Origin of the sequence: Streptomyces alanosinicus (assembly GCF_014650595.1) — a bacterium.
Taxonomy (GTDB): Bacteria; Actinomycetota; Actinomycetes; order Streptomycetales; family Streptomycetaceae; genus Streptomyces; species Streptomyces alanosinicus.
In genome coordinates this window covers 26,185-46,298 of sequence record NZ_BMVG01000001.1, presented here as the reverse complement: position 1 = coordinate 46,298, position 20,114 = coordinate 26,185, and the positions used below count along the sequence as shown (strand labels likewise).

Below are 20,114 nucleotides of genomic sequence, written 5' to 3'. Positions count from 1 at the left end.
GAACAGCTGGGACAGGCACGAAAGAAGGCGGAAGTCGGAAATGAACGCAGACGGCCGGACCAGGCTCAACCAGACGCCCGAATGGACCGCTCTCGCCAAGCATCGGGAGGAGCTGGCCGACACCCGTCTGAGGGAGCTGTTCGCCACCGATCCCGGGCGCGGCGCGGGGTACACCCTCCAGGTCGGCGATCTGTACATCGACTACTCGAAGCACCTGGTCACCGACGAGACGCTGCGGCTGCTGCGCGAGCTGGCCGCCGCCACGGACGTGTTCGGGCTCAGGGACGCCATGTTCCGCGGCGAGAAGATCAACGTCACCGAGAACCGCGCGGTCCTGCACACCGCGCTGCGCGCCCCGCGCGACGCGGTGATCGAGGTCGACGGCGAGAACGTCGTCCCGAAGGTCCACGCCGTGCTGGACAAGATGAGCGACTTCGCGGGCCGCGTCCGCTCCGGCGCCTGGACCGGCCACACCGGCAAGCGCATCAAGAACGTGATCAACATCGGTATCGGCGGCTCCGACCTCGGCCCCGCGATGGCCTACGAGGTGCTGCGCAGCTTCACCGACCGCGACCTCACGGTCCGCTTCGTCTCCAATGTGGACGGCGCCGATCTGCACGAGGCCACCCGTGACCTGGACCCGGCCGAGACGCTGTTCGTCATCGCCTCCAAGACCTTCACCACCATCGAGACGATCACCAACGCCACCTCCGCCCGCAGCTGGCTGGTGGACGCCCTCGGTGACAACTCGGCGGTGGCCAGGCACTTCGTCGCCCTGTCGACCAACGCCGAGAAGGTCGCCGAGTTCGGTATCGACCCGGACAACATGTTCGAGTTCTGGGACTGGGTCGGCGGCCGGTACTCGTACGACTCCGCGATCGGCCTGTCCCTGATGATCGCGATCGGGCCCGACCGGTTCCGCGAGATGCTCGACGGCTTCCGGCTGGTCGACGACCACTTCCGCACCGCTCCCGCCGAGGCCAACGCGCCGTTGCTGCTGGGCCTGCTGGGCATCTGGTACGGCAACTTCCATGACGCCCAGTCGCATGCCGTCCTGCCGTACAGCCACTATCTGTCGCGGTTCACCGCCTATCTCCAGCAGCTGGACATGGAGTCCAACGGCAAGTACGTGGCGCGCGACGGCAGGCAGGCCGACTGGCAGACCGGGCCGGTCGTCTGGGGCACGCCGGGCACCAACGGGCAGCACGCCTACTACCAGTTGATCCACCAGGGCACCAAGCTGATCCCGGCGGACTTCATCGGCTTCGCCGAGCCGGTCGCCGAGCTGCGGGGTGAACTGAAGGCGCAGCACGACCTGTTGATGGCCAACTTCTTCGCCCAGACCCAGGCGCTCGCCTTCGGCAAGACCGCCGAGGAGGTCCGTGCGGAGGGGGTGGCGGAGGAACTGGTCGCGCACAAGACCTTCCAGGGCAACCGGCCGACGACGACCGTCCTGGCGAAGGAACTGACCCCGTCCGTCCTCGGCCAGCTGATCGCCCTCTACGAACACAAGGTGTTCGTGCAGGGCGCGGTGTGGAACATCGACTCCTTCGACCAGTGGGGCGTCGAACTCGGCAAGGTCCTCGCCAAGCGCGTGGAGCCCGCCCTGACCGAGGGCGCGGAGGTGCCCGGACTGGATGCCTCGACCCAGGCGCTGGTCGGCACGTACCGGAAGCTGCGCGGCCGGAGCTGACCGCCAAGGGAGCGGGGCATCGGACGAGGCGAGCCCGTCCGGTGTCCGTCCGGTGCCCCGTACACCCCCTGCGGCCTGCGGTCGAGGCCGGTCGGGAGGCCGGTCAGGCCACCGCGCTGAGTGTGTCCGCGAGCCGTCCGCGGGCGGCGCGGCCCGCGGGCAGCGCGGACAGCAGCGCGGCACCCAGCACCGCGGCCAGGCCGACCGACAGGAGCAGCACCGGCGACGGGTACTGCGCGATACCGGCCCCGATGCCGCTGGAGCCGCCCTGGGCGTCGATCAGCCGGCGGCCCAGCGGCAGCCCCAGCGCCGTACCGGCGAGCACCGCGGCCAGGGCCGTACAGCTCGTCGCCGTGACGGTGATCGCGGTGATCTGCCGCGGGGACATGCCGATCGCCTTCAGCGCGAGCACATCACGCTCGCCCTCGCGGACGCCGCCGCCGATGGCGGTGAGCAGTTCGACGAGCCCGATCAGGGCCAGTACGGCGATCAGTCCGGCGACGACCGCGCGCAGCGGGGACAGGCCGTCGGCGGGGTTCGTCATGCGGTGCACGTCCAGATGGCCGTGGCCGGCCCGGGTCAGCGCGCCGGCCACCTGCCGTGGATCGACGCCGGGGCGCAGCCGCAACTGGTAGAAGGCGCCGGTCAGTTCGGGGTCGTTGGCGCGGAGGGTGTCCAGGGAGGTGGTCACGACCCGGCCGGCGTTCTGCGGTTCGATGCTGCGGCCCACGATGTGCAGGATCTGCGGCCGGTCGCCCACGGTCATCCGCACCCAGTCGCCGACCCGGGCGTCCAGCAGATCCAGCAGGCCCTGCCCGGCCACCGCCTCGTCCGGTCCGCGTGCGGCACGGCCCTCGGCGAGGGCGTAGGGGTAGGGCTCGGCGCGGGTGCCGATGCCGCGCAGCGCGATGGTGCCGGTCTGGCCGGGGACCAGCGCGGCGACCTCGACCCCGGGATAGGCGGCGGCGACCCGGTGATCACCGGCCAGCAGGGCCCCCACGGCGGATGCGTCCAGCGCGCCGTCGGAGCGGACCGTGAGAGCTGTGGGCAGACCCATGCGGTCCGGGTGGCTGTGGAAACGGTCGATCGTGGTCCAGGCGCTGAGCGCCACCACGATCAGCAGCAGCGGCAGGGTGAGCCGGGCCACGGTGGCCAGGGACCGGCCGCGTCCCGCGCATGCCTTGTGGACGCCGAGCACCAGCGGGGCCGGCAGCCGCAGCCCGAGCGCCCGCCGGGCCGCTCCGGTCAGCCGCCCGCCGACCGGTGCGGCCGGGCGCGGCACCGGAACCGGTGGCACCCGACCGGCCCGCCAGGCCGCGAGAGTCGTGGTCAGCCCGATGAACAGCACCGCGCCCAGGGGCACCACGGACAGCGCCACGGTGTGCCCCGGCAGCCCCTGCCACACGCCCACGGCGTCGCCGAGCCGGCCGGGGATCCGGCGGCCCAGCGCCTCGGTGAGCGCCGCGGCGGCCATCGAGCCGAGCAGCGCGTACGCCAGGTGCTGGAGAAGGAAGATCCGGACGACCTGGCCGGGTGTGAAGCCGATCGCCTTCAGCACCGACAGGTCCCGCAGATGCCCCCGGATGCGGGTGGCGATCGCCCCGTGCACGGCGAACCCCGCGGCGATCAGCGCGCCGAGACCGAACAGCCCGAGCACCTGTCCCAGCAGCCGGTTGTCGCCCTGGGCCGCGGAGCGCGCCTGCTGCCAGGTGGAGACCTCGCCGACCGCGCCCGCGCCGAGCACGGTGACGGCACGCTGCACCGCGTAGTCCGTGTCGGCCGGGTCGGCCAGCCGCAGTCCGATCACCTGGCCGCCGGGAGAGCGCACGGCGGACGGCAGCGCCCAGACCAGCCCGGGCTGGTCTGGGCTGTAGTGGGGCTCGGCGCTGTCCGCGATGCCCTCGACGGTCAGGGTGCGGGCGCTGCCGGGCAGGGTCAGGTTGTCCCCGGGCTCGGCCAGCAGGGCCCGGGCCAGACTGCTCTCCAGCACCACGCCGTCCGGTTCGGCCGGGTCCAGCCAGTGCCCGGCGGTGAGCAGCGGCCGGCCGACGGAGGGCAGCCGGGGGGTGCCGCGCAGCTCCACGGAGGCGCGGGTGCCGCGTACGGCGACGGTGGCGGACTCGGTGCGGTAGGGGCCGGCCACCGCCGCGACGCCGTCCAGCCGGGCCGTCGCGCGCGCGTCGGCGGACGGCACGGTGTGGATCCACACATGCGCCCCGCGAGCCTGGGTGAAGATCCGCTGCCAGGGGTTGGTGGCGTACCCGAACAGGGCGGTGGCCAGCAACAACGAGGCGACGATGCCGGCGGTGGCGAGCACCAGGAACAGCACCTCGCCGCGATGGGCCCGCAGATCGGAGTGCGCCCAGCGCAGGCTGCCCCGTACGCCGGATCCCCTGCCCAGCGGCCCCGCCGCCATCAGTCCCTCAGCTCCAGCACACCCGAGATCCCCGATCTCCGGGACACCGGCACGCCGTCCAGGGTGGCGTCGTCGGCTATACGCCCGTCGAAGAAGCTGATCACGCGGTCGGCGGCGCTCGCCAGCCGGGCGTCGTGGGTGACGAGGACGATGCTCTGCCCGCGTCCGTGGAAGCGGGACAGCAGCCGCATCACCTCGCGCGTGCCCTTGCTGTCCAGGCTCCCGGCGGGCTCGTCGGCCAGCAGCAGCGGGGGATGGTTGACCAGCGCGCGGGCGAGCGCGACCCGCTGCTGCTCGCCGCCGGACAGCTCGCCCGGCATGCTGCGCTCCTTGCCTTCCAGCCCCAGCTCGGCGAGGAGCGTCGCGCGTTCGGCGCGGGCCTTCTTCGGCGGGACTCCGGCGAGCAGGGCGGGCAGCTCGACGTTGTCGGCGACGGACAGGTTCGACACCAGGTTGAAGAACTGGAAGACGATGCCGATGGCCCTGCGGCGCTCCACCGCCCAGCGCGCCTCGCTGAAGGCGTCCGTGCGGCGGCCGTCGAGCCAGATGCTGCCCTCGTCCGGGCGCTGCAGCCCACCGAGCAGATGCAGCAGGGTGGACTTGCCGGCGCCCGACGGGCCGGTGATCGCCACGAACTCGCCCCGTGCCACGGACAGGTCGACCCCGCGCACGGCGTGCGCCGGCGCGCCCTCGCCGTGATGCGTCTTCACCAGGCCCTCGGCGCGCAGCACCGCAGTGCTCACCGGTGCCGGAGCGGTGTCCTCGCTCATTCCAGTTCCTCCTGGCACCGCTCCAGCCAGTCGAGGTCGGCCTGCAGATGCAGCATCGCGCCCTCGATGAGCAGGTGGGCGATGCGGTTGTCCCGGTTCTCGGCCGCGGCCAGCTTCGACAGATTGCGCATGGTGGTGAGGTACTGGCGCCGCTGTCTGTTGATGAGGGCGATCTGCTCGGCGAGACCGGTCTGCGGGGCGAGGGCGAGCTTCATGAAGAACTCGTCCCGCACCCGCGGCTCGTCCTCGGTCTCCTCGAACCAGGCGTGCAGCGCCTCCCGCCCGGCGTCGGTGAGGTGGTAGACCTTTTTGTTGGGCCGGCTGGACTGCTCGACGTCCTCGCCCTCGATCAGTCCCGACTTCTCGAGGCGGCCGAGGGTGACGTAGATCTGGCCGACGTTGGGCTGAGGGTACGCGGAGCCCAGCAGTTGCTCAAGGTCCTGCTTCAGCTCGTAGCCGTGGGCCGGGCCGCGGGCGAGGAGTGCCAGGAGGGGCAGGCGCACGCGTGCTGTCCTCCTGTTCTCGTAATGTGCTCCAGGCCCTAGTATCGCCCATACCTAACAGGTATACATGGCCTCTGACTCCCGGCGAGGATGCCGAAGTCGTGTGTACGTGTTCAGGGAGGAACCTATGCGGTGGATACGTGCCGCCGGTAGGGGCCTCCTCGTACTGGTCGTGATCATGGCCGGGTACGTGGCCTCCGGTGCGCGGGCCGACGAGGGCGGTGTCCCGGGCCGCGGCCCGCTCACCCTGGCCACCGCCGGCGACCTCACGGGCTATCTCGCCCCGCTGCTCCAGGGCTGGAACCGCACCCACCCCGGCGAGAAGGTCACCCTGGTCGAGCTGCCGGACTCCGCGGACGAGACCCATGCGCAGATGACCACCGATCTGCGCGGCGGCGACCGGGGCCGGTTCGACGTCCTCAACATCGACGTCAACTGGACCTCGGAGTTCGCCGCGGCGGGCTGGATACGGCCCCTTCCGAGACAACGGTTCCCCCTCGGCACCTTCCTGCCGCCGGTCGTCGGCACCGCCACATACGAAGGGCGCCTGTACGCCGTCCCGTATGTCACGAATGCCGGACTGCTCCTCTATCGCAAGGACATCCTCGACAAGGAGGGCGTGCCCCCGCCGCGCACCTGGGCCGAGCTGGAGCGCGATGCGCGGACCATCGCGCCGAAGTACGGGCTCGACGGCTACGCGGGCCAGTTCCTGCCCTACGAGGGCCTCACCGTGAACGCCGCCGAAGCCGTCTACTCGGCGGGCGGCAGCATCCTCGGCGACGAGGGCACCCGCGTCACCGTCGACTCGGCCGCCGCCCGCGAGGGCATCGGTTTCCTCGCCCGCGGCATCCGCCGGGGCTGGATCCCGAAGGCGGCGCTGACCTGGAAGGAGGAGGAGTCCAAGCAGGCCTTCCAGGACGGCGGACTGCTCTTCCTGCGCAACTGGCCCTACGCCTACGCCGTCGCCTCCGCCAAGGGCTCCGCGGTCGCCGGGAAGATCGGCGCCGTACCGCTGCCCGGCCCCGGCGGGCCGGGGACCAGTGTGCTCGGCGGCTCCGATCTCGCGGTCAACTCCCATGCCCGGCACCCCGATTCGGCCGCGCGTCTGATCGCCTACCTCGCCAGCGCGCCCGTCCAGCGCCAGGTGCTCACCCGGGGTGCGCTGCCGCCCGTACGCGCCGCGCTGTACGAAGATCCCGCGCTGGTGCGGCGGTTCCCCTACCTCCCGACCCTGCGCACCGCCGTGCTCAGCGCCGCCCCGCGCCCCAAGAGCGCCCACTATGACCAGGTCAGCCTGGTGGTGCAGGCGGTCGTGCATGACGCGCTGACCGGGCGCGAGACGCCCGCGGCGGCGGTACGGCGACTGGCCCGGGAGCTGGCGGCCATCTCCGGTCGCTAGTTACTTGTTAGGTAACGCGGAAATCTCATCTGACTGAAGTGTGCCCGATTAGATCCTGATTTATCACCCCAACTCTTCGGTAGCTTCTGTTCTCTTCATTGACACCCTCGCGACATGGCTACCTAACATGCATGCATGTTGAGTAAGTACCACTGGTGGCGTGACGCGGTGATCTACCAGGTGTACGTCCGCAGCTTCCTGGACAGCACCGGCGACGGCATCGGCGATCTGGCCGGTGTCCGGGCCGGTCTGCCGTACCTGAAGAAGCTCGGCGTCGACGGCATCTGGCTGAGCCCGTTCTATCCCTCGCCGCAGCACGACCACGGCTACGACGTGGCCGACTACTGCGGGGTCGACCCGCTCTTCGGCGACCTCGCCGAGTTCGACCTGCTGATGGCGGCCGCCCGGCGGCTCGGCATCCGGGTGCTGCTCGACATCGTCCCCAACCACTGCTCCAGCGAGCACCCGTGGTTCCGTGCGGCGCTCGCCGCGGAGCCCGGCAGCCCGGCCCGCGCACGCTTCCACTTCGCCGACGGCCGCGGCCCGGACGGCAGCGAGCCGCCCAACAACTGGCACGCCATGTTCGGCGGCCCGGCCTGGACCAGGGCCGATGACGGCCAGTGGTACCTGCACATGTTCACCCCCGAACAGCCCGACTGGAACTGGCGCGATCCCGAGGTCGCCGCCGAGTTCGACCGCGTGCTGCGCTTCTGGCTCGACCGGGGCGTCGACGGCTTCCGCATCGATGTCGCGGCCGGCCTCTACAAGCACCCCGAACTGCCCGACTCCGACGACCCCGAGGCCGACGCCCGCACCCGCGACTCGGTCAACCCGCTCGCCTGGAACCAGCCCGAGGTGCACGACGTGTGGCGCTGGTGGCGCGCCGTGTGCGAGGAATACACCGTCCGCGACGGCCGCGAACGGCTCCTCGTCGGCGAGGTCTCCGTCCCCACCGCCCGCGAACACGCCCTGTACGTCCGCCCCGACGAACTCCACCAGGCCTTCTTCTTCGACCTGCTCGGCGCCCCCTGGGAGGCCGACGCCTTCCGCAAGGTCATCTCCGAGGCCATGGAGGACATCGCCGGCACGGGCTCCACGGTCACCTGGGTCCTCAACAACCACGACCAGGTCCGCACCGTCACCCGCTACGGCGAACCCGCCACGGAAGGCAGTGGCCTCGGCCCCGCCCGCGCCCGTGCCGCCGCGCTGCTGATGCTGGCGCTGCCCGGAGCCGCGTACATCTACCAGGGCGAGGAACTGGGCCTTCCCGAGGTCGTCGACCTGCCCGACGACGTCCTCACCGACCCGATATTCCGCCGCACCGGCAGCCGCGCCCGCATCCGCGACGGCTGCCGGGTGCCGCTGCCCTGGTCCGGGCAGGCCTCCCCGTTCGGCTTCACCTCCGGCGCGGAGTCCGCCAAGCCATGGCTGCCGCAGCCGGAGTACTTCGCCGAGTACGCCACCGACCGCGCCCTCGCCGACACCCGCTCCTTCTGGCACCTCTACCGCGACGGACTCCAACTGCGCGCCTCGCTGCCCCAGTTGGGCGAGGGAACGCTCCGCTGGCTGGACACCCCGCCCGGCGTCCTCGCCTTCACCCGCGGCGACGGCCTCGTCTGCGCCGTCAACTTCGGTACGGCGCCCACCCCCGCGCCGGTCTCCGGCACCCCGCTGCTCTCCAGCGGCCCCTGCCCGCCCGGCGTCCTGCCCGCCGCCACCGCGGGCTGGTGGCTCGCCGACACCGGCCTCTGATTCCCCGTCAACTCCCGTTCTCCGAAGGGCCATCAACGATGATGAGACGACGCACCACCCTGCTCACGAGCTGCACCGCCCTCGCCCTCGCGCTCGGCGCCACCGCCTGCGGCGGCGGACCGGTCTCGGCCGGCGGCGGCGACAAGGCGCTGAGCGGCCAGACCGTCACCGTGGCCGGCGTCTGGTCCGGCAGCGAACAGAAGAACTTCCAGAAGGTGCTGGACGCCTTCACCGCCAAGACCGGCGCCAAGACCCAGTTCGTGTCCACCGGCGACAATGTCTCCACCGTCGTCGGCAGCAAGATCGAGGGCGGCAACGCGCCCGACGTCGTGATGGTCCCGCAGGTCGGCGTCCTCGACCAGTTCGCCGAGAAGGGCTGGCTCAAGCCGCTCTCACCGACCGCCCGGCAGACCATCAGCGCCGACTACGCACCCGTGTGGAAGAAGTACGGCAGCGTCGACGGCACCCTGTACGGCCTGTACTTCAAGGCCGCCCACAAGTCGACCGTCTGGTACGGCCCCGACGCCCTCGCCCAGGCCGGGGTCAAGCCCCCGAAGACGTACGACGAGATGCTGAAGGCCGGCCACACCGTCTCCGACTCCGGGCTCGCCGCGTTCGCCGTCGCCGGCCAGGACGGCTGGACCCTCACCGACTGGTTCGAGAACATCTACCTCTCCCAGGCCGGACCCCAGAAGTACGACGCCCTCGCCGCGCACAAGCTGAAGTGGACCGATCCGAGCGTGGTCAAGGCGCTCACCACCCTCGGCAAGCTGTTCAAGGACAAGCAGCTCATCGCGGGCGGCCGGCAGGAGGCCCTGAACACCGACTTCCCCAGCTCGGTGGAGAAGGTGTTCGGACCCAAGCCCGAGGCCGGCATGGTCTACGAGGGCGACTTCGTGGCCGGTGTCGCGCACGACCAGTTCGGCAGGACCATCGGCAAGGACGCGGACTTCTTCCCGTTCCCCGCGGTCGACGGCGGCACCGCACCGGTGGTCAGCGGCGGTGACGCGGCGGTCGTCCTCAAGGACGGCAAGAACGCCACGGCCGGTATGAAGCTCCTGGAGTACCTGGCCAGCCCCGAGGCCGCCGCCGTCTGGGCCAAGGCGGGCGGCTTCCTCTCCCCGAACAAGAAGCTCGACCCCGCCTCGTACGGCGACGATGTCTCCCGCGCCATCGCCAAGTCCCTGGTCGGCGCCGGGGATTCGGTCCGCTTCGACATGTCCGACCAGGCCCCGGCGGCCTTCGGCGGCACCAAGGGCGCGGGGGAGTGGAAGCTCCTGCAGGACTTCCTGCGCGACCCCTCGGACCCGAAGGGCACCGCGGCACAGCTGGAGTCCGCCGCCGCCAAGGCCTACCAGGGCTGAGCATGACCACGACCACTGTTGTGAAACAGCAGGCGGGCCCGCGGGCCGCCGGTGCGGCGCCCACGCGCCGCGGCCGGCGGCGCGCCCGGCTGATCGCCCTGCTCTTCGTCCTCCCCGCGCTGCTCCTGCTCGGCGCGCTCGTCGTCTACCCGGTGCTGTTCTCCGTCGGCCGCAGCTTCTTCGACGCCTCCGGCGCCCGGTTCGTGGGCGGCGACAACTACACCGGGATGTTCCGCGACCCGGCCACCCTCAAGGCCATCCGCAACACCACCATCTGGGTCGTCGTGGCCCCGGCCCTGCTCACCGGCCTCGGCCTGATCCTGGCCGTCCTGGTGGAGAAGGTCCGCTGGGCCACCGCCTTCAAGTTGCTGCTCTTCATGCCGATGGCGGTGTCCTTCCTCGCCGCCGGCATCATCTTCCGGCTCGCCTACGACCAGGACCCGGACAAGGGCGTGCTGAACGCGGCCGCGGTCTCCGTCCACGACGCCTTCCAGGGCACGGCCTCGTACCCGACCGCCCGGGGCCGCGAGGGTCTGCTGACCCAGGACCGGGACGGCTCGTACCGGACGACCGCCTCCAGCGGCCACTCGGTGATGCTCCCGATGGTCGGCGTGCTGCCGGCGGACCTGCCCAAGAACGCCTCGCCCGCCTACCCGGCGGCCGGCCGCAAGGCCGCGCCCGGTGAGCTGCGCGGTGTCGCCTACCTGGACTTCACCCCCGGCGGTGGCGGCCGGCAGGGCAAGGTCGACCCGAAGGAGAGCGGGCTGCCCGGCATGAAGGTCGAGGCGGTACGGGACGGCGGCACCGTCGCGACCACGACGACCGCGGCCGACGGCTCCTTCACCTTCTCCGGGCTGCACGCGGGCTCGTACACGGTGAGGCTCCCGGAGTCGAACTTCGCCCCGCCCTACCAGGGCATCTCCTGGCTCGGACCGACGCTCGTCACCCCGGCGATCATCGGCGCCTACCTGTGGATCTGGACCGGCTTCGCGATGGTCCTGATCGGCGCGGGCCTGTCCACGCTGCCCCGGGACGCGCTGGAGGCCGCGCGGATGGACGGCGCGAACGAGTGGCAGATCTTCCGCAGGATCACCGTGCCGCTGCTCGCGCCCGTGCTCACCGTGGTCTTCGTGACCCTGGTGATCAATGTGATGAAGGTCTTCGACCTCGTCTACATCATCGCGCCCGGACCCGTGCAGGAGGACGCCACGGTCCTCGCCACCCAGATGTGGCTGGTCTCCTTCGGCGGCGGCAACAACCAGGGCCTCGGCAGCGCCCTCGGCGTGCTGCTCCTGCTCCTGGTGGTCCCCGCGATGGTGTTCAACGTCCGCCGCTTCCGGCAGAGCCAACGATGAGGAGTCAGCGATGAACGCGATCAGGCGGGGCCTGGGCAACGGCCTGGTGCAGGCCTTCCTGGTGGTGATCGGCCTGGTCTGGCTGACCCCGCTGGCGGGCCTGTTCCTCTCCTCCCTGCGCTCGGCCCAGGACACCGCGAAGGGCGGCTGGTGGACCGCGCTGTCCGGTCCCGGTCAGCTGTCCTTCGACAACTACACGGCACTGCTGAAGAACTCCGGCATGACCCAGGCCTTCTGGAACACGGTCCTGATCTCGGTGCCGGCGACCACCCTCGTCGTGGTCATCGCCGCCCTCGCCGGATACGCCTTCGCCTGGCTGGACTTCCCGCTCCGCGAACCGCTCTTCCTGCTGGTGGTGGCCCTGTTGGTGGTGCCGGTGCAGATCGGTCTGCTGCCCGTGGCCAAACTCTTCGGCGCGCTCGGCCTGTTCGGCACGATCCCCGGCGTCGTCCTCTTCCACGTGGCCTACGGGCTGCCCTTCGCCGTGTTCCTGCTGCGCAACTACTTCGCGGAGATACCGAAGGAGATGCTGGAGGCGGCGCGGATGGACGGCGGCGGCGAGTGGCGCATCTTCACCCGGCTGGTCCTGCCGGTCGGGCGTCCGGCGATCGCCTCGCTCGCGATCTTCCAGTTCCTGTGGGTCTGGAACGACATGCTCGTCGCCCTGCTCTTCGCCGACAGCTCCTCCCAGCCGCTCACCGTGGAACTCCAGTCCCAGATCCGGCAGTTCGGCAGCAACATCGACGTGCTGGCGCCGGGCGCGTTCCTGTCCCTGATCGTGCCGGTGGCGGTGTTCTTCGCCTTCCAGCGGCACTTTGTACAGGGCGTGATGGCGGGGTCGGTGAAATGAGAGCGGCGGCGGGAACCGAAGTCCCCGCCGCCGCTACGCACCGTCGGGTGTCACGGCGACGCGGGCGGATACAGCGACCTCGGCAGCTGCGAGGCCGCCGCGGAGTCCAGCAGCCACAGGGTCCGGCTGCGGCCGTACGCCCCCGCCGCCGGTGCCTGGATCTCACCCGCGCCCGACAGGGCGATGGCCGCGGCCTCCGCCTTGTCCGCGCCGGCCGCGAGCAGCCACACCTCGCGCGCCGAACGGATCGCCGGCAGGGTCAGGCTGATCCGGGTCGGCGGCGGCTTGGGCGCGCCGTGCACGCCGACCACCGTGCGCTCGGTCTCCCGCACGGCCGGCAGCTCCGGGAAGAGCGAGGCCACATGGGTGTCCGGGCCGACGCCCAGCATGAGCACGTCGAAGGTGGGCACCGGGCCATGGTTCTCCGGCCCGGCCGCCTTCGCGAGCTCCGCCGCGTACGCCTCGGCGGCCGCGTCGACATCCTTGCCGTACGGGCCGTCGGAGGCGGGCATGGCGTGCACCCGCTCCGGGTCCAGCGGCACGGAGTCCAGCAGGGCCTCGCGGGCCTGGGTGACATTGCGCTCCGGGTCACCCTCGGGCAGATAGCGCTCGTCGCCCCACCACAGGTCGAGGCGGGTCCAGTCGATGGCGTCCCGCGCGGGCGCCGCCGCCAGCGCGGCCAGCAGACCGTTGCCGTTGCGGCCGCCGGTGAGGACCACGGACGCGGCGCCCCGGGAGGCCTGCGCGTCCACGATCTTCGTGATCAGGCGGGCCGCGGCGGCCTGCGCCATCAGCTCCTTGTCGTGGTGGACGACCAGCTGCGGAGTGCTCACTTCGCCGCCTTCCTCGCCGGTGCCTTCTTCGCGCTCCTGGCCGCGGCCTTCTTCGCGGGCGCCTTCGCCGCGTCCTCGGCCGGTTCCGGCTCGGCGCGGGCCGGCTCCTGCTCCGGGACCGTGTTCAGCCGCTCCACGCCGTAGCGCAGCGCCGACGCGTAGGTGTCGTCCGGGTCGAGCCGGCGCAGCTCCTCCGCGATCAGCTCGGCGGTCTCCCGTCGCTTCAGCGCCACCGCGCGGGCCGGCTGGCCCTCGATGGACAGCGTGGCCAGCGAACCGTCCGCACGGTCCAGCACGATCGGGCCGCAGCTCGTGTTCATCCGGACGGCCGTGAGACCGGGACCGGACGACAGGGAGCGCCGGACCGGGACGTCCAGCCGCTCCGCGAGCCACATCGCCAGCAGCTCACAGCTCGGGTTGAACTCCTCGCCCTCCACCTCGACGGCCCGCACCTCGCAGGTGACCTGGTCCAGGGCGGCCGCGAGCATCGAACGCCACGGTGTGATCCGGGTCCAGGACAGGTCCGTGTCGCCGGGCGTGTAGGTCTCGGCGCGGGCGGACAGCTCCCGCACCGGCTGTTCGGCGGCGTAGGTGTCGGTGACCCGGCGCTGGGCGAGTGCGCCCAGCGGGTCCTTCGCCGGGTCCAGCGGGGCGTTCACCGGCCACCACACGACGACGGGCGCGTCCGGCAGCAGCAGCGGCAGCACGACGGAGTCGGCGTGGTCGGCGACCTCGCCGTACATCCGCAGGACGACCGTCTCGCCGGTGCCCGCGTCCGCGCCCACCCGCACCTCGGCGTCCAGCCGGGACGCCGTACGGTCACGCGGGGAGCGCGAGACCCGCTTGATGACCACCAGCGTGCGCGAAGGGTGCTCGCGCGACGCGTCGCCCGCGGCCTTCAGCGCGTCATAGGCGTTCTCCTCGTCGGTGACGATGACGAGGGTGAGGACCATGCCGACGGCAGGCGTGCCGATGGCGCGGCGGCCCCGTACGAGTGCCTTGTTGATCTCGCCGGCGGTGGTGCCGGTCAGGTCGATCTTCATGGGCGGCGCCAGCTCCGTCCGTCTCGTGCGAGCATCTCGTCCGCCTCGGCGGGACCCCAGGTGCCCGACGGGTACTGCGCGGGCCTGCCGTGCTTGTCCCAGTACTCCTCGATCGGGTCGAGGATCTTCCAGGACAGCTCGACCTCCTCCGTGCGCGGGAAGAGGTTGGCGTCGCCCAGCAGCACGTCCAGGATGAGCCGCTCGTACGCCTCCGGGCTGGACTCCGTGAAGGACTCGCCGTAGGCGAAGTCCATGGAGACGTCCCGGATCTCCATCGAGGTGCCCGGCACCTTGGAGCCGAAGCGGACCGTGATGCCCTCGTCCGGCTGGACGCGGATCACGATCGCGTTCTGGCCCAGCTCCTCCGTGGCCGTGTGGTCGAAGGGGGAGTGCGGGGCCCGCTGGAAGACGACCGCGATCTCCGTCACGCGCCGGCCGAGGCGCTTGCCGGTGCGCAGATAGAAGGGGACACCCGCCCAGCGGCGGTTGTCGATCTCCACCTTGACCGCCGCGTAGGTGTCGGTCTTCGACTTCGGGTCGATGCCGTCCTCTTCGAGGTAGCCGATGACCTTCTCGCCGCCCTGCCAGCCGCCCGCGTACTGACCGCGCACGGTCGACCTGCCGAGGTCCTTGGGCAGCCGTACGGCGCCGAGCACCTTCTCCTTCTCCGCGGCCAGCGCGTCCGCGCCGAAGGAGGCGGGCTCCTCCATGGCCGTGAGGGCCATGAGCTGGAGCAGATGGTTCTGGATGACGTCACGGGCGGCGCCGATGCCGTCGTAGTAGCCGGCGCGGCCGCCGATGCCGATGTCCTCGGCCATGGTGATCTGTACGTGGTCCACGAAGGACCGGTTCCAGATCGGCTCGAACATCGTGTTGGCGAAGCGCAGCGCCAGGATGTTCTGGACGGTCTCCTTGCCGAGGTAGTGGTCGATCCGGAACACCTGGTCCGGCTCGAACACCTCGTGCACGACCTTGTTCAGCTCCTCGGCCGACTTCAGATCGTGGCCGAAGGGCTTCTCGATGACCGCGCGCCGCCAGGAGCCGCCGGTCTGGTCGGCCAGCCCGTGCTTCTTCAGCTGCTGGATGACCACCGGGAAGGAGCGCGGCGGCACCGACAGGTAGAAGGCGAAGTTGCCGCCCGTGCCCTGTGCCTTGTCCAGCTCCTCGATGGTGGCGCGCAGCCGCTCGAAGGCCTCGTCGTCGTCGAAGGTGCCCTGGACGAAGCGCATCCCCTGGATGAGCTGCTGCCAGACCTCCTCGCGGAACGGCGTGCGCGCGTGCTCCTTGACCGCGTCGTGCACGACCTCGGCGAAGTCCTCGTGCTCCCAGTCGCGGCGGGCGAAGCCCACCAGCGAGAAGCCCGGCGGCAGCAGGCCCCGGTTGGCGAGGTCGTACACCGCGGGCATCAGCTTCTTGCGGGACAGGTCGCCCGTGACACCGAAGATGACCAGACCCGACGGCCCCGCGATACGCGGGAGCCGTCGGTCGGCCGGGTCACGAAGCGGGTTCGCTCCGGAACCGGAAAGGGGTGACAACTCAGCCCTCCGAGGGGGCGAGGCGCTTGAGCTCCGCCTCGGTCGACTTCAGTAGATCGATCCAGGACGCCTCGAACTTCTCGACGCCCTCGTCCTCCAGCACCTGCACCACGTCGTCGTACGAGATCCCGAGCTTCTCGACGGCGTCGAGGTCGGCGCGGGCCTGCGCGTAGGTGCCGGTGATCGTGTCGCCGGTGACCTCGCCGTGGTCCTCGGTGGCCTCCAGCGTGGCCTCCGGCATGGTGTTGACCGTGTTCGGCGCGACCAGCTCGGTGACGTACAGCGTGTCCGGGTACGCCGGGTCCTTCACACCCGTCGACGCCCACAGCGGACGCTGCTTGTTGGCGCCCGCGCCCGACAGCGCGTTCCAACGGTCGGAGGAGAAGACCTCCTCGTACGCCTCGTAGGCGAGACGGGCGTTGGCGACGGCGGCCTTGCCGCGCAGCGCCTTGGCCTCGTCGGTGCCGAGCGCGCCCAGGCGCTTGTCGATCTCGCTGTCCACACGGGACACGAAGAACGACGCCACGGAGCGGATCAGCGACAGGTCCAGGCCGCGCTCCCTGGCCTTCTCCAGGCCGGCCAGGTAGGCGGCCATGACCTCGCGGTAGCGCTCCAGGGAGAAGATCAGCGTGACGTTGACGCTGATGCCGAGGCCGATGACCTCGGTGATCGCCGGCAGGCCCGCCTTGGTCGCCGGGATCTTGATCAGCGTGTTGGGGCGGTCGACCAGCCAGGCCAGCTGCTTGGCCTCGGCGACGGTGGCCGCCGTGTTGTGCGCGAGGCGCGGGTCGACCTCGATGGAGACCCGGCCGTCCTGACCGCCGGTGGCGTCGAAGACGGGGCGCAGGATGTCGGCGGCGTCGCGGACGTCCGCCGTGGTGATCATGCGGATGGCCTCGTCCACGGTGACCTTGCGGGCGGCGAGGTCGGCGAGCTGCTGCTGGTAGCCGTCACCCCCGCTGATCGCCTTCTGGAAGATCGTCGGGTTGGTGGTGACGCCCACGACGTGCTGCTGGTCGATCAGCTCGGCGAGGTTGCCGGACGTGATCCGCTTGCGCGACAGGTCGTCCAGCCAGATCGCGACGCCTTCCTCGGAGAGGCGCTTGAGTGCGTCTGTCATGGAATTACATCTCCTACGTGTCGTATGTGAGCGTCAGCGCTGGGCGGCGGCGAGCCCCGAAACAAATTCAAGCGAGTCCCGGGCCTTGGCGGCCACGTTCTCGGCAGTGAAGCCGAACTCGCGGAAGAGCACCTTGCCGTCGGCGGAAGCACCGAAGTGCTCCAGGGAAACGATGCGGCCGGCGTCTCCCACATAGCGGTGCCAGGTCAGCCCGATGCCCGCCTCCACGGCCACGCGGGCTTTGACGGACGGCGGGAGCACGGCGTCCCGGTACCCCTGGTCCTGCTCCTCGAACCACTCGACCGACGGCATCGACACGACACGCGTCGCGACGCCCTCGGCCTGCAGCTGCTCACGCGCCTCGACGGCCACGTGCACCTCGGAACCGGTGGCGATCAGGATCACCTGCGGCGTGCCGCCCTCGGCCTCGAACAGGACATAGCCGCCCTTGGCCGCGTCCTCGTTGGGCTCGTAGGCCGGCACGCCCTGGCGGGTGAGCGCGAAGCCGTGCGGCTGGCCCTTGCCGAACTCCTTGGTGTGGCGCTTGAGGACCTCGCGCCAGGCGATCGCGGTCTCGTTGGCGTCCGCCGGGCGGACGACGTTCAGGCCCGGGATCGCGCGCAGCGAGGCCAGGTGCTCGACCGGCTGGTGGGTGGGGCCGTCCTCGCCGAGGCCGATGGAGTCGTGCGTCCACACATACGTCACGGGCAGGTGCATCAGGGCCGACAGCCGCACCGCGTTGCGCATGTAGTCGGAGAAGACGAGGAACGTACCGCCGTAGACACGGGTGTGGCCGTGCAGCGTGATGCCGTTCATCTCCGCGGCCATGGCGTGCTCGCGGATGCCGAAGTGGATCGTGCGGCCGTACGGGTCGGCCTCCGGCAGCGGGTTGTCCGCCGGCAGGAAGGAGCTGTCCTTGTCGATGGTCGTGTTGTTCGACCCGGCGAGGTCGGCGGAGCCGCCCCACAGCTCGGGGATGACCGCGCCGAGCGCCTGCAGCACCTTGCCGGAGGCGGCACGCGTGGCGACGCCCTTGCCGGGCTCGAAGACCGGGATCTTCTCCTCCCAGCCGGTGGGCAGCTCGCCCTTGCTGATGCGGTCGAACTCGGCGGCACGCTCCGGGTTGTCGTCCCGCCACAGCTGGAGGGACTTCTCCCACTCGGCCTTGGCCTGGGCGCCGCGCTCCAGGGCCTTGCGGGTGTGGGTGATCACCTCGTCCTCGACGGCGAAGTTCTGCTCGGGGTCGAAGCCGAGGACGCGCTTGGTGGCCGCGACCTCTTCCTCGCCGAGCGCCGAGCCGTGCGCGGCCTCGGTGTTCTGGGCGCTCGGGGCCGGCCAGGCGATGATCGAGCGCATCGCGATGAAGGACGGCCGGTCCGTGACCGCCTTGGCCTTCTGGACGGCGTCGTGGATGGCGGCCGGGTCCAGGTCGCCGTTGTCCTGGGCCTCGACGCGCTGCACATGCCAGCCGTAGGCCTCGTACCGCTTGACGGTGTCCTCGGAGACGGCCGTCTCGGTGTCACCCTCGATCGAGATGTGGTTGTCGTCCCACAGCAGGATCAGGTTGCCGAGCTTCTGGTGGCCGGCGAGCGAGGAGGCCTCGGCGGAGATGCCCTCCTGGAGGCAGCCGTCGCCGGCGATGCAGTAGATGAAGTGGTCGAAGGGGGACTCGCCCTGCGGCGCCTCCGGGTCGAACAGTCCGCGCTCGTAGCGGGCGGCCATCGCCATGCCCACCGCGTTGGCGACACCCTGGCCGAGCGGGCCGGTGGTGGTCTCGACGCCCTTGGTGTGCCCGTACTCCGGGTGGCCCGGGGTCTTGGAGCCCCAGGTGCGGAAGGACTCCAGGTCCTCCAGCTCCAGGCCGAAGCCGGCCAGGTAGAGCTGGGTGTAGAGGGTCAGGGACGAGTGGCCGGCGGACAGCACGAAGCGGTCACGCCCGACCCACTCGGGGTCGGCGGGGTCGTGCCGCATCACCTTCTGGAAGAGGGTGTAGGCGGCCGGAGCCAGGCTCATCGCCGTACCGGGATGGCCGTTGCCGACCTTCTGTACGGCGTCGGCGGCCAGAACGCGGGCGGTGTCCACGGCCCGCTGGTCCAGGTCGGTCCACTCAAGGTCTGTGGTGGTCGGCTTGGTGCTCACCCTGGGTCAGGGCTCCTCTCCACATGTCGGTCGCCGGTCGTCGGGGCATACGCCCACCCGGCCGCCGGCGTGCTTCTGCCCACCGGCCGCTGTCGAGCCTACCCCCGTAAACACGTGCGTTTTTTCGCCTCGTTCCAGACTGCCGGGACTCTGTCAGATCCGCCTCCCGACTGGCCGACACGGCATTCGGCACATGAATACGGATGCGCTCATCTGACCGCTCAAACGAGGGGTGGCAGCCCTCGGATGGGACGTGGGTCAACACGACCCCACCCCCGCGAAGGCCGGGGTATGGGCAACGTCTAAAGTGGCGTGGTACGCGCGAGCCTTTACCGGTACTTCACACGGGGAGGCTTGCTGGGATGTCTCTGTCAGGGGTGTGCGTGACGGCCGTCGAATCACGTCCAGCGGGCGTGCTGGGTGGTGCGAGCCAGGGCCCGGTCCACCGGCCGTTCGGGGCCCGTGTCAAGGCGTTCGTGGCGCTGACCAAGCCGCGGATCATCGAGCTGCTGCTCATCACCACCGTTCCGGTGATGTTCCTGGCGCAGCAGGGTGTGCCGGACCTGAAGCTGGTCCTCCTCACCTGCGTCGGCGGCTATCTCTCCGCGGGCGGCGCCAACGCCCTGAACATGTACATCGACCGGGACATCGACGCCCTGATGGACCGCACCGCGCAACGGCCGCTGGTGACCGGCATGGTCAGCCCGCGCGAGTGCCTGGCCTTCGGCATCACCCTCGGGGTCGTCTCGACGCTGCTGTTCGGACTCACCGTCAACTGGCTGAGCGCCTGGCTCTCGCTCGGTGCGCTCCTCTTCTACGTCGTCGTCTACACGATGATCCTCAAGCGGCGTACCTCGCAGAACATCGTGTGGGGCGGCATCGCCGGCTGCCTCCCGGTCCTCATCGGCTGGTCCTCGGTCACGAACTCGATGTCCTGGGCGCCGGTCATCCTCTTCCTCGTCATGTTCTTCTGGACGCCGGCGCACTACTGGCCGCTGTCCATGAAGGTCAAGGAGGACTACGCGCGCGTGGGCGTGCCGATGCTCCCGGTCGTCGCCTCCAACAAGGTCGTCGCCCGGCAGATCGTCATCTACAGCTGGGTGATGGTCCTGGTCTCGCTGCTCCCCACCCCGCTCGGCTACACCGGCTGGTTCTACACGGTGGTCGCCGTCGCGGCCGGCGGCTACTGGCTGTGGGAGGCACACGGTCTGCAGAACCGGGCGAAGGCCGAGGTGACCGGCGTGAAGCTGAAGGAGATGCGCCTCTTCCACTGGTCGATCACCTATGTGTCGATCCTCTTCGTCGCGGTCGCGGTGGACCCGTTCCTGCGCTGACGTACGTC

15 protein-coding genes are annotated in these 20,114 nt (G+C 70.8%); 7 read left to right on the top strand and 8 right to left on the bottom strand.

Features of this window, described 5'->3' with window-relative positions:
• Positions 1–40 precede the first annotated feature (40 nt).
• On the top strand, positions 41–1,693 hold the full coding sequence (gene pgi / locus IE277_RS00215; protein WP_189947270.1) for a glucose-6-phosphate isomerase: 1,653 nt from the start codon (positions 41–43) through the stop codon (positions 1,691–1,693).
• Positions 1,694–1,796: 103 nt separating this feature from the next.
• On the opposite strand, the gene IE277_RS00210 is transcribed toward pgi, so the two are convergent.
• From IE277_RS00210 to IE277_RS00200, 3 genes are read right to left on the bottom strand one after another with little or no spacing between them, the layout of a single operon-like run.
• Positions 1,797–4,109, bottom strand: a complete 2,313-nt coding sequence (locus IE277_RS00210) for an ABC transporter permease (protein WP_189947268.1) — start codon at positions 4,107–4,109, stop codon at positions 1,797–1,799.
• On the bottom strand, positions 4,109–4,879 hold the full coding sequence (locus IE277_RS00205) for an ABC transporter ATP-binding protein (protein WP_189947266.1): 771 nt from the start codon (positions 4,877–4,879) through the stop codon (positions 4,109–4,111). Before IE277_RS00205 ends, IE277_RS00210 begins: the two co-directional genes overlap by 1 nt.
• Entirely contained in the window at positions 4,876–5,382 is a 507-nt protein-coding gene (locus tag IE277_RS00200) for a PadR family transcriptional regulator (RefSeq protein ID WP_189947264.1), read from the bottom strand. The genes IE277_RS00205 and IE277_RS00200 overlap by 4 nt, the downstream gene beginning before the upstream one ends.
• Positions 5,383–5,509: 127 nt before the next feature.
• Between IE277_RS00200 and IE277_RS00195 the strand changes: the two genes are divergently transcribed.
• From IE277_RS00195 to IE277_RS00175, 5 genes are all read left to right on the top strand, one after another.
• Positions 5,510–6,781 carry an ABC transporter substrate-binding protein gene (locus tag IE277_RS00195; protein ID WP_189947262.1) on the top strand — a complete coding sequence of 424 codons (1,272 nt, stop codon included), beginning with the start codon at positions 5,510–5,512 and terminating at the stop codon, positions 6,779–6,781.
• Between the two features lie 135 nt (positions 6,782–6,916).
• On the top strand, positions 6,917–8,533 hold the full coding sequence (locus IE277_RS00190) for a glycoside hydrolase family 13 protein (protein WP_189947260.1): 1,617 nt from the start codon (positions 6,917–6,919) through the stop codon (positions 8,531–8,533).
• Positions 8,534–8,571: 38 nt separating this feature from the next.
• A complete protein-coding gene (locus tag IE277_RS00185; RefSeq protein ID WP_189947259.1) occupies positions 8,572–9,897 on the top strand; it encodes an ABC transporter substrate-binding protein in 1,326 nt (441 codons plus the stop codon).
• 2 nt (positions 9,898–9,899) lie between these two features.
• The gene (locus tag IE277_RS00180) at positions 9,900–11,252 is read left to right on the top strand and encodes a carbohydrate ABC transporter permease (protein ID WP_189947257.1); all 1,353 of its coding nucleotides are present in this window, start codon (positions 9,900–9,902) and stop codon (positions 11,250–11,252) included.
• A 10-nt stretch (positions 11,253–11,262) separates the two neighbouring features.
• Complete coding sequence (locus IE277_RS00175) at positions 11,263–12,102, top strand: carbohydrate ABC transporter permease (protein ID WP_189947255.1); 840 nt, start codon at positions 11,263–11,265, stop codon at positions 12,100–12,102.
• Between the two features lie 50 nt (positions 12,103–12,152).
• Here the strand turns inward: IE277_RS00175 and pgl are convergent, their stop codons facing one another.
• Genes pgl through tkt form a run of 5 tightly spaced genes read right to left on the bottom strand, consistent with a single transcriptional unit; the run spans position 12,153 to position 18,772 of the window.
• Positions 12,153–12,935: a 6-phosphogluconolactonase gene (gene pgl / locus IE277_RS00170; RefSeq protein WP_189947253.1), complete on the bottom strand. Its 783-nt coding sequence runs from the start codon at positions 12,933–12,935 to the stop codon at positions 12,153–12,155.
• Entirely contained in the window at positions 12,932–13,978 is a 1,047-nt protein-coding gene (gene opcA / locus IE277_RS00165; protein ID WP_189947251.1) for a glucose-6-phosphate dehydrogenase assembly protein OpcA, read from the bottom strand. Before opcA ends, pgl begins: the two co-directional genes overlap by 4 nt.
• Positions 13,975–15,513, bottom strand: a complete 1,539-nt coding sequence (zwf, locus tag IE277_RS00160) for a glucose-6-phosphate dehydrogenase (RefSeq protein ID WP_189947249.1) — start codon at positions 15,511–15,513, stop codon at positions 13,975–13,977. Before zwf ends, opcA begins: the two co-directional genes overlap by 4 nt.
• A 1-nt stretch (position 15,514) precedes the next feature.
• Entirely contained in the window at positions 15,515–16,633 is a 1,119-nt protein-coding gene (gene tal / locus IE277_RS00155; protein WP_189947247.1) for a transaldolase, read from the bottom strand.
• Positions 16,634–16,666: 33 nt separating this feature from the next.
• Positions 16,667–18,772 carry a transketolase gene (gene tkt / locus IE277_RS00150; protein ID WP_189947245.1) on the bottom strand — a complete coding sequence of 702 codons (2,106 nt, stop codon included), beginning with the start codon at positions 18,770–18,772 and terminating at the stop codon, positions 16,667–16,669.
• Between the two features lie 377 nt (positions 18,773–19,149).
• On the opposite strand from tkt, the gene IE277_RS00145 reads away from it, so the two are divergent.
• A complete protein-coding gene (locus tag IE277_RS00145; protein ID WP_189949132.1) occupies positions 19,150–20,106 on the top strand; it encodes a heme o synthase in 957 nt (318 codons plus the stop codon).
• The last annotated feature ends 8 nt before the right edge of the window (positions 20,107–20,114 follow it).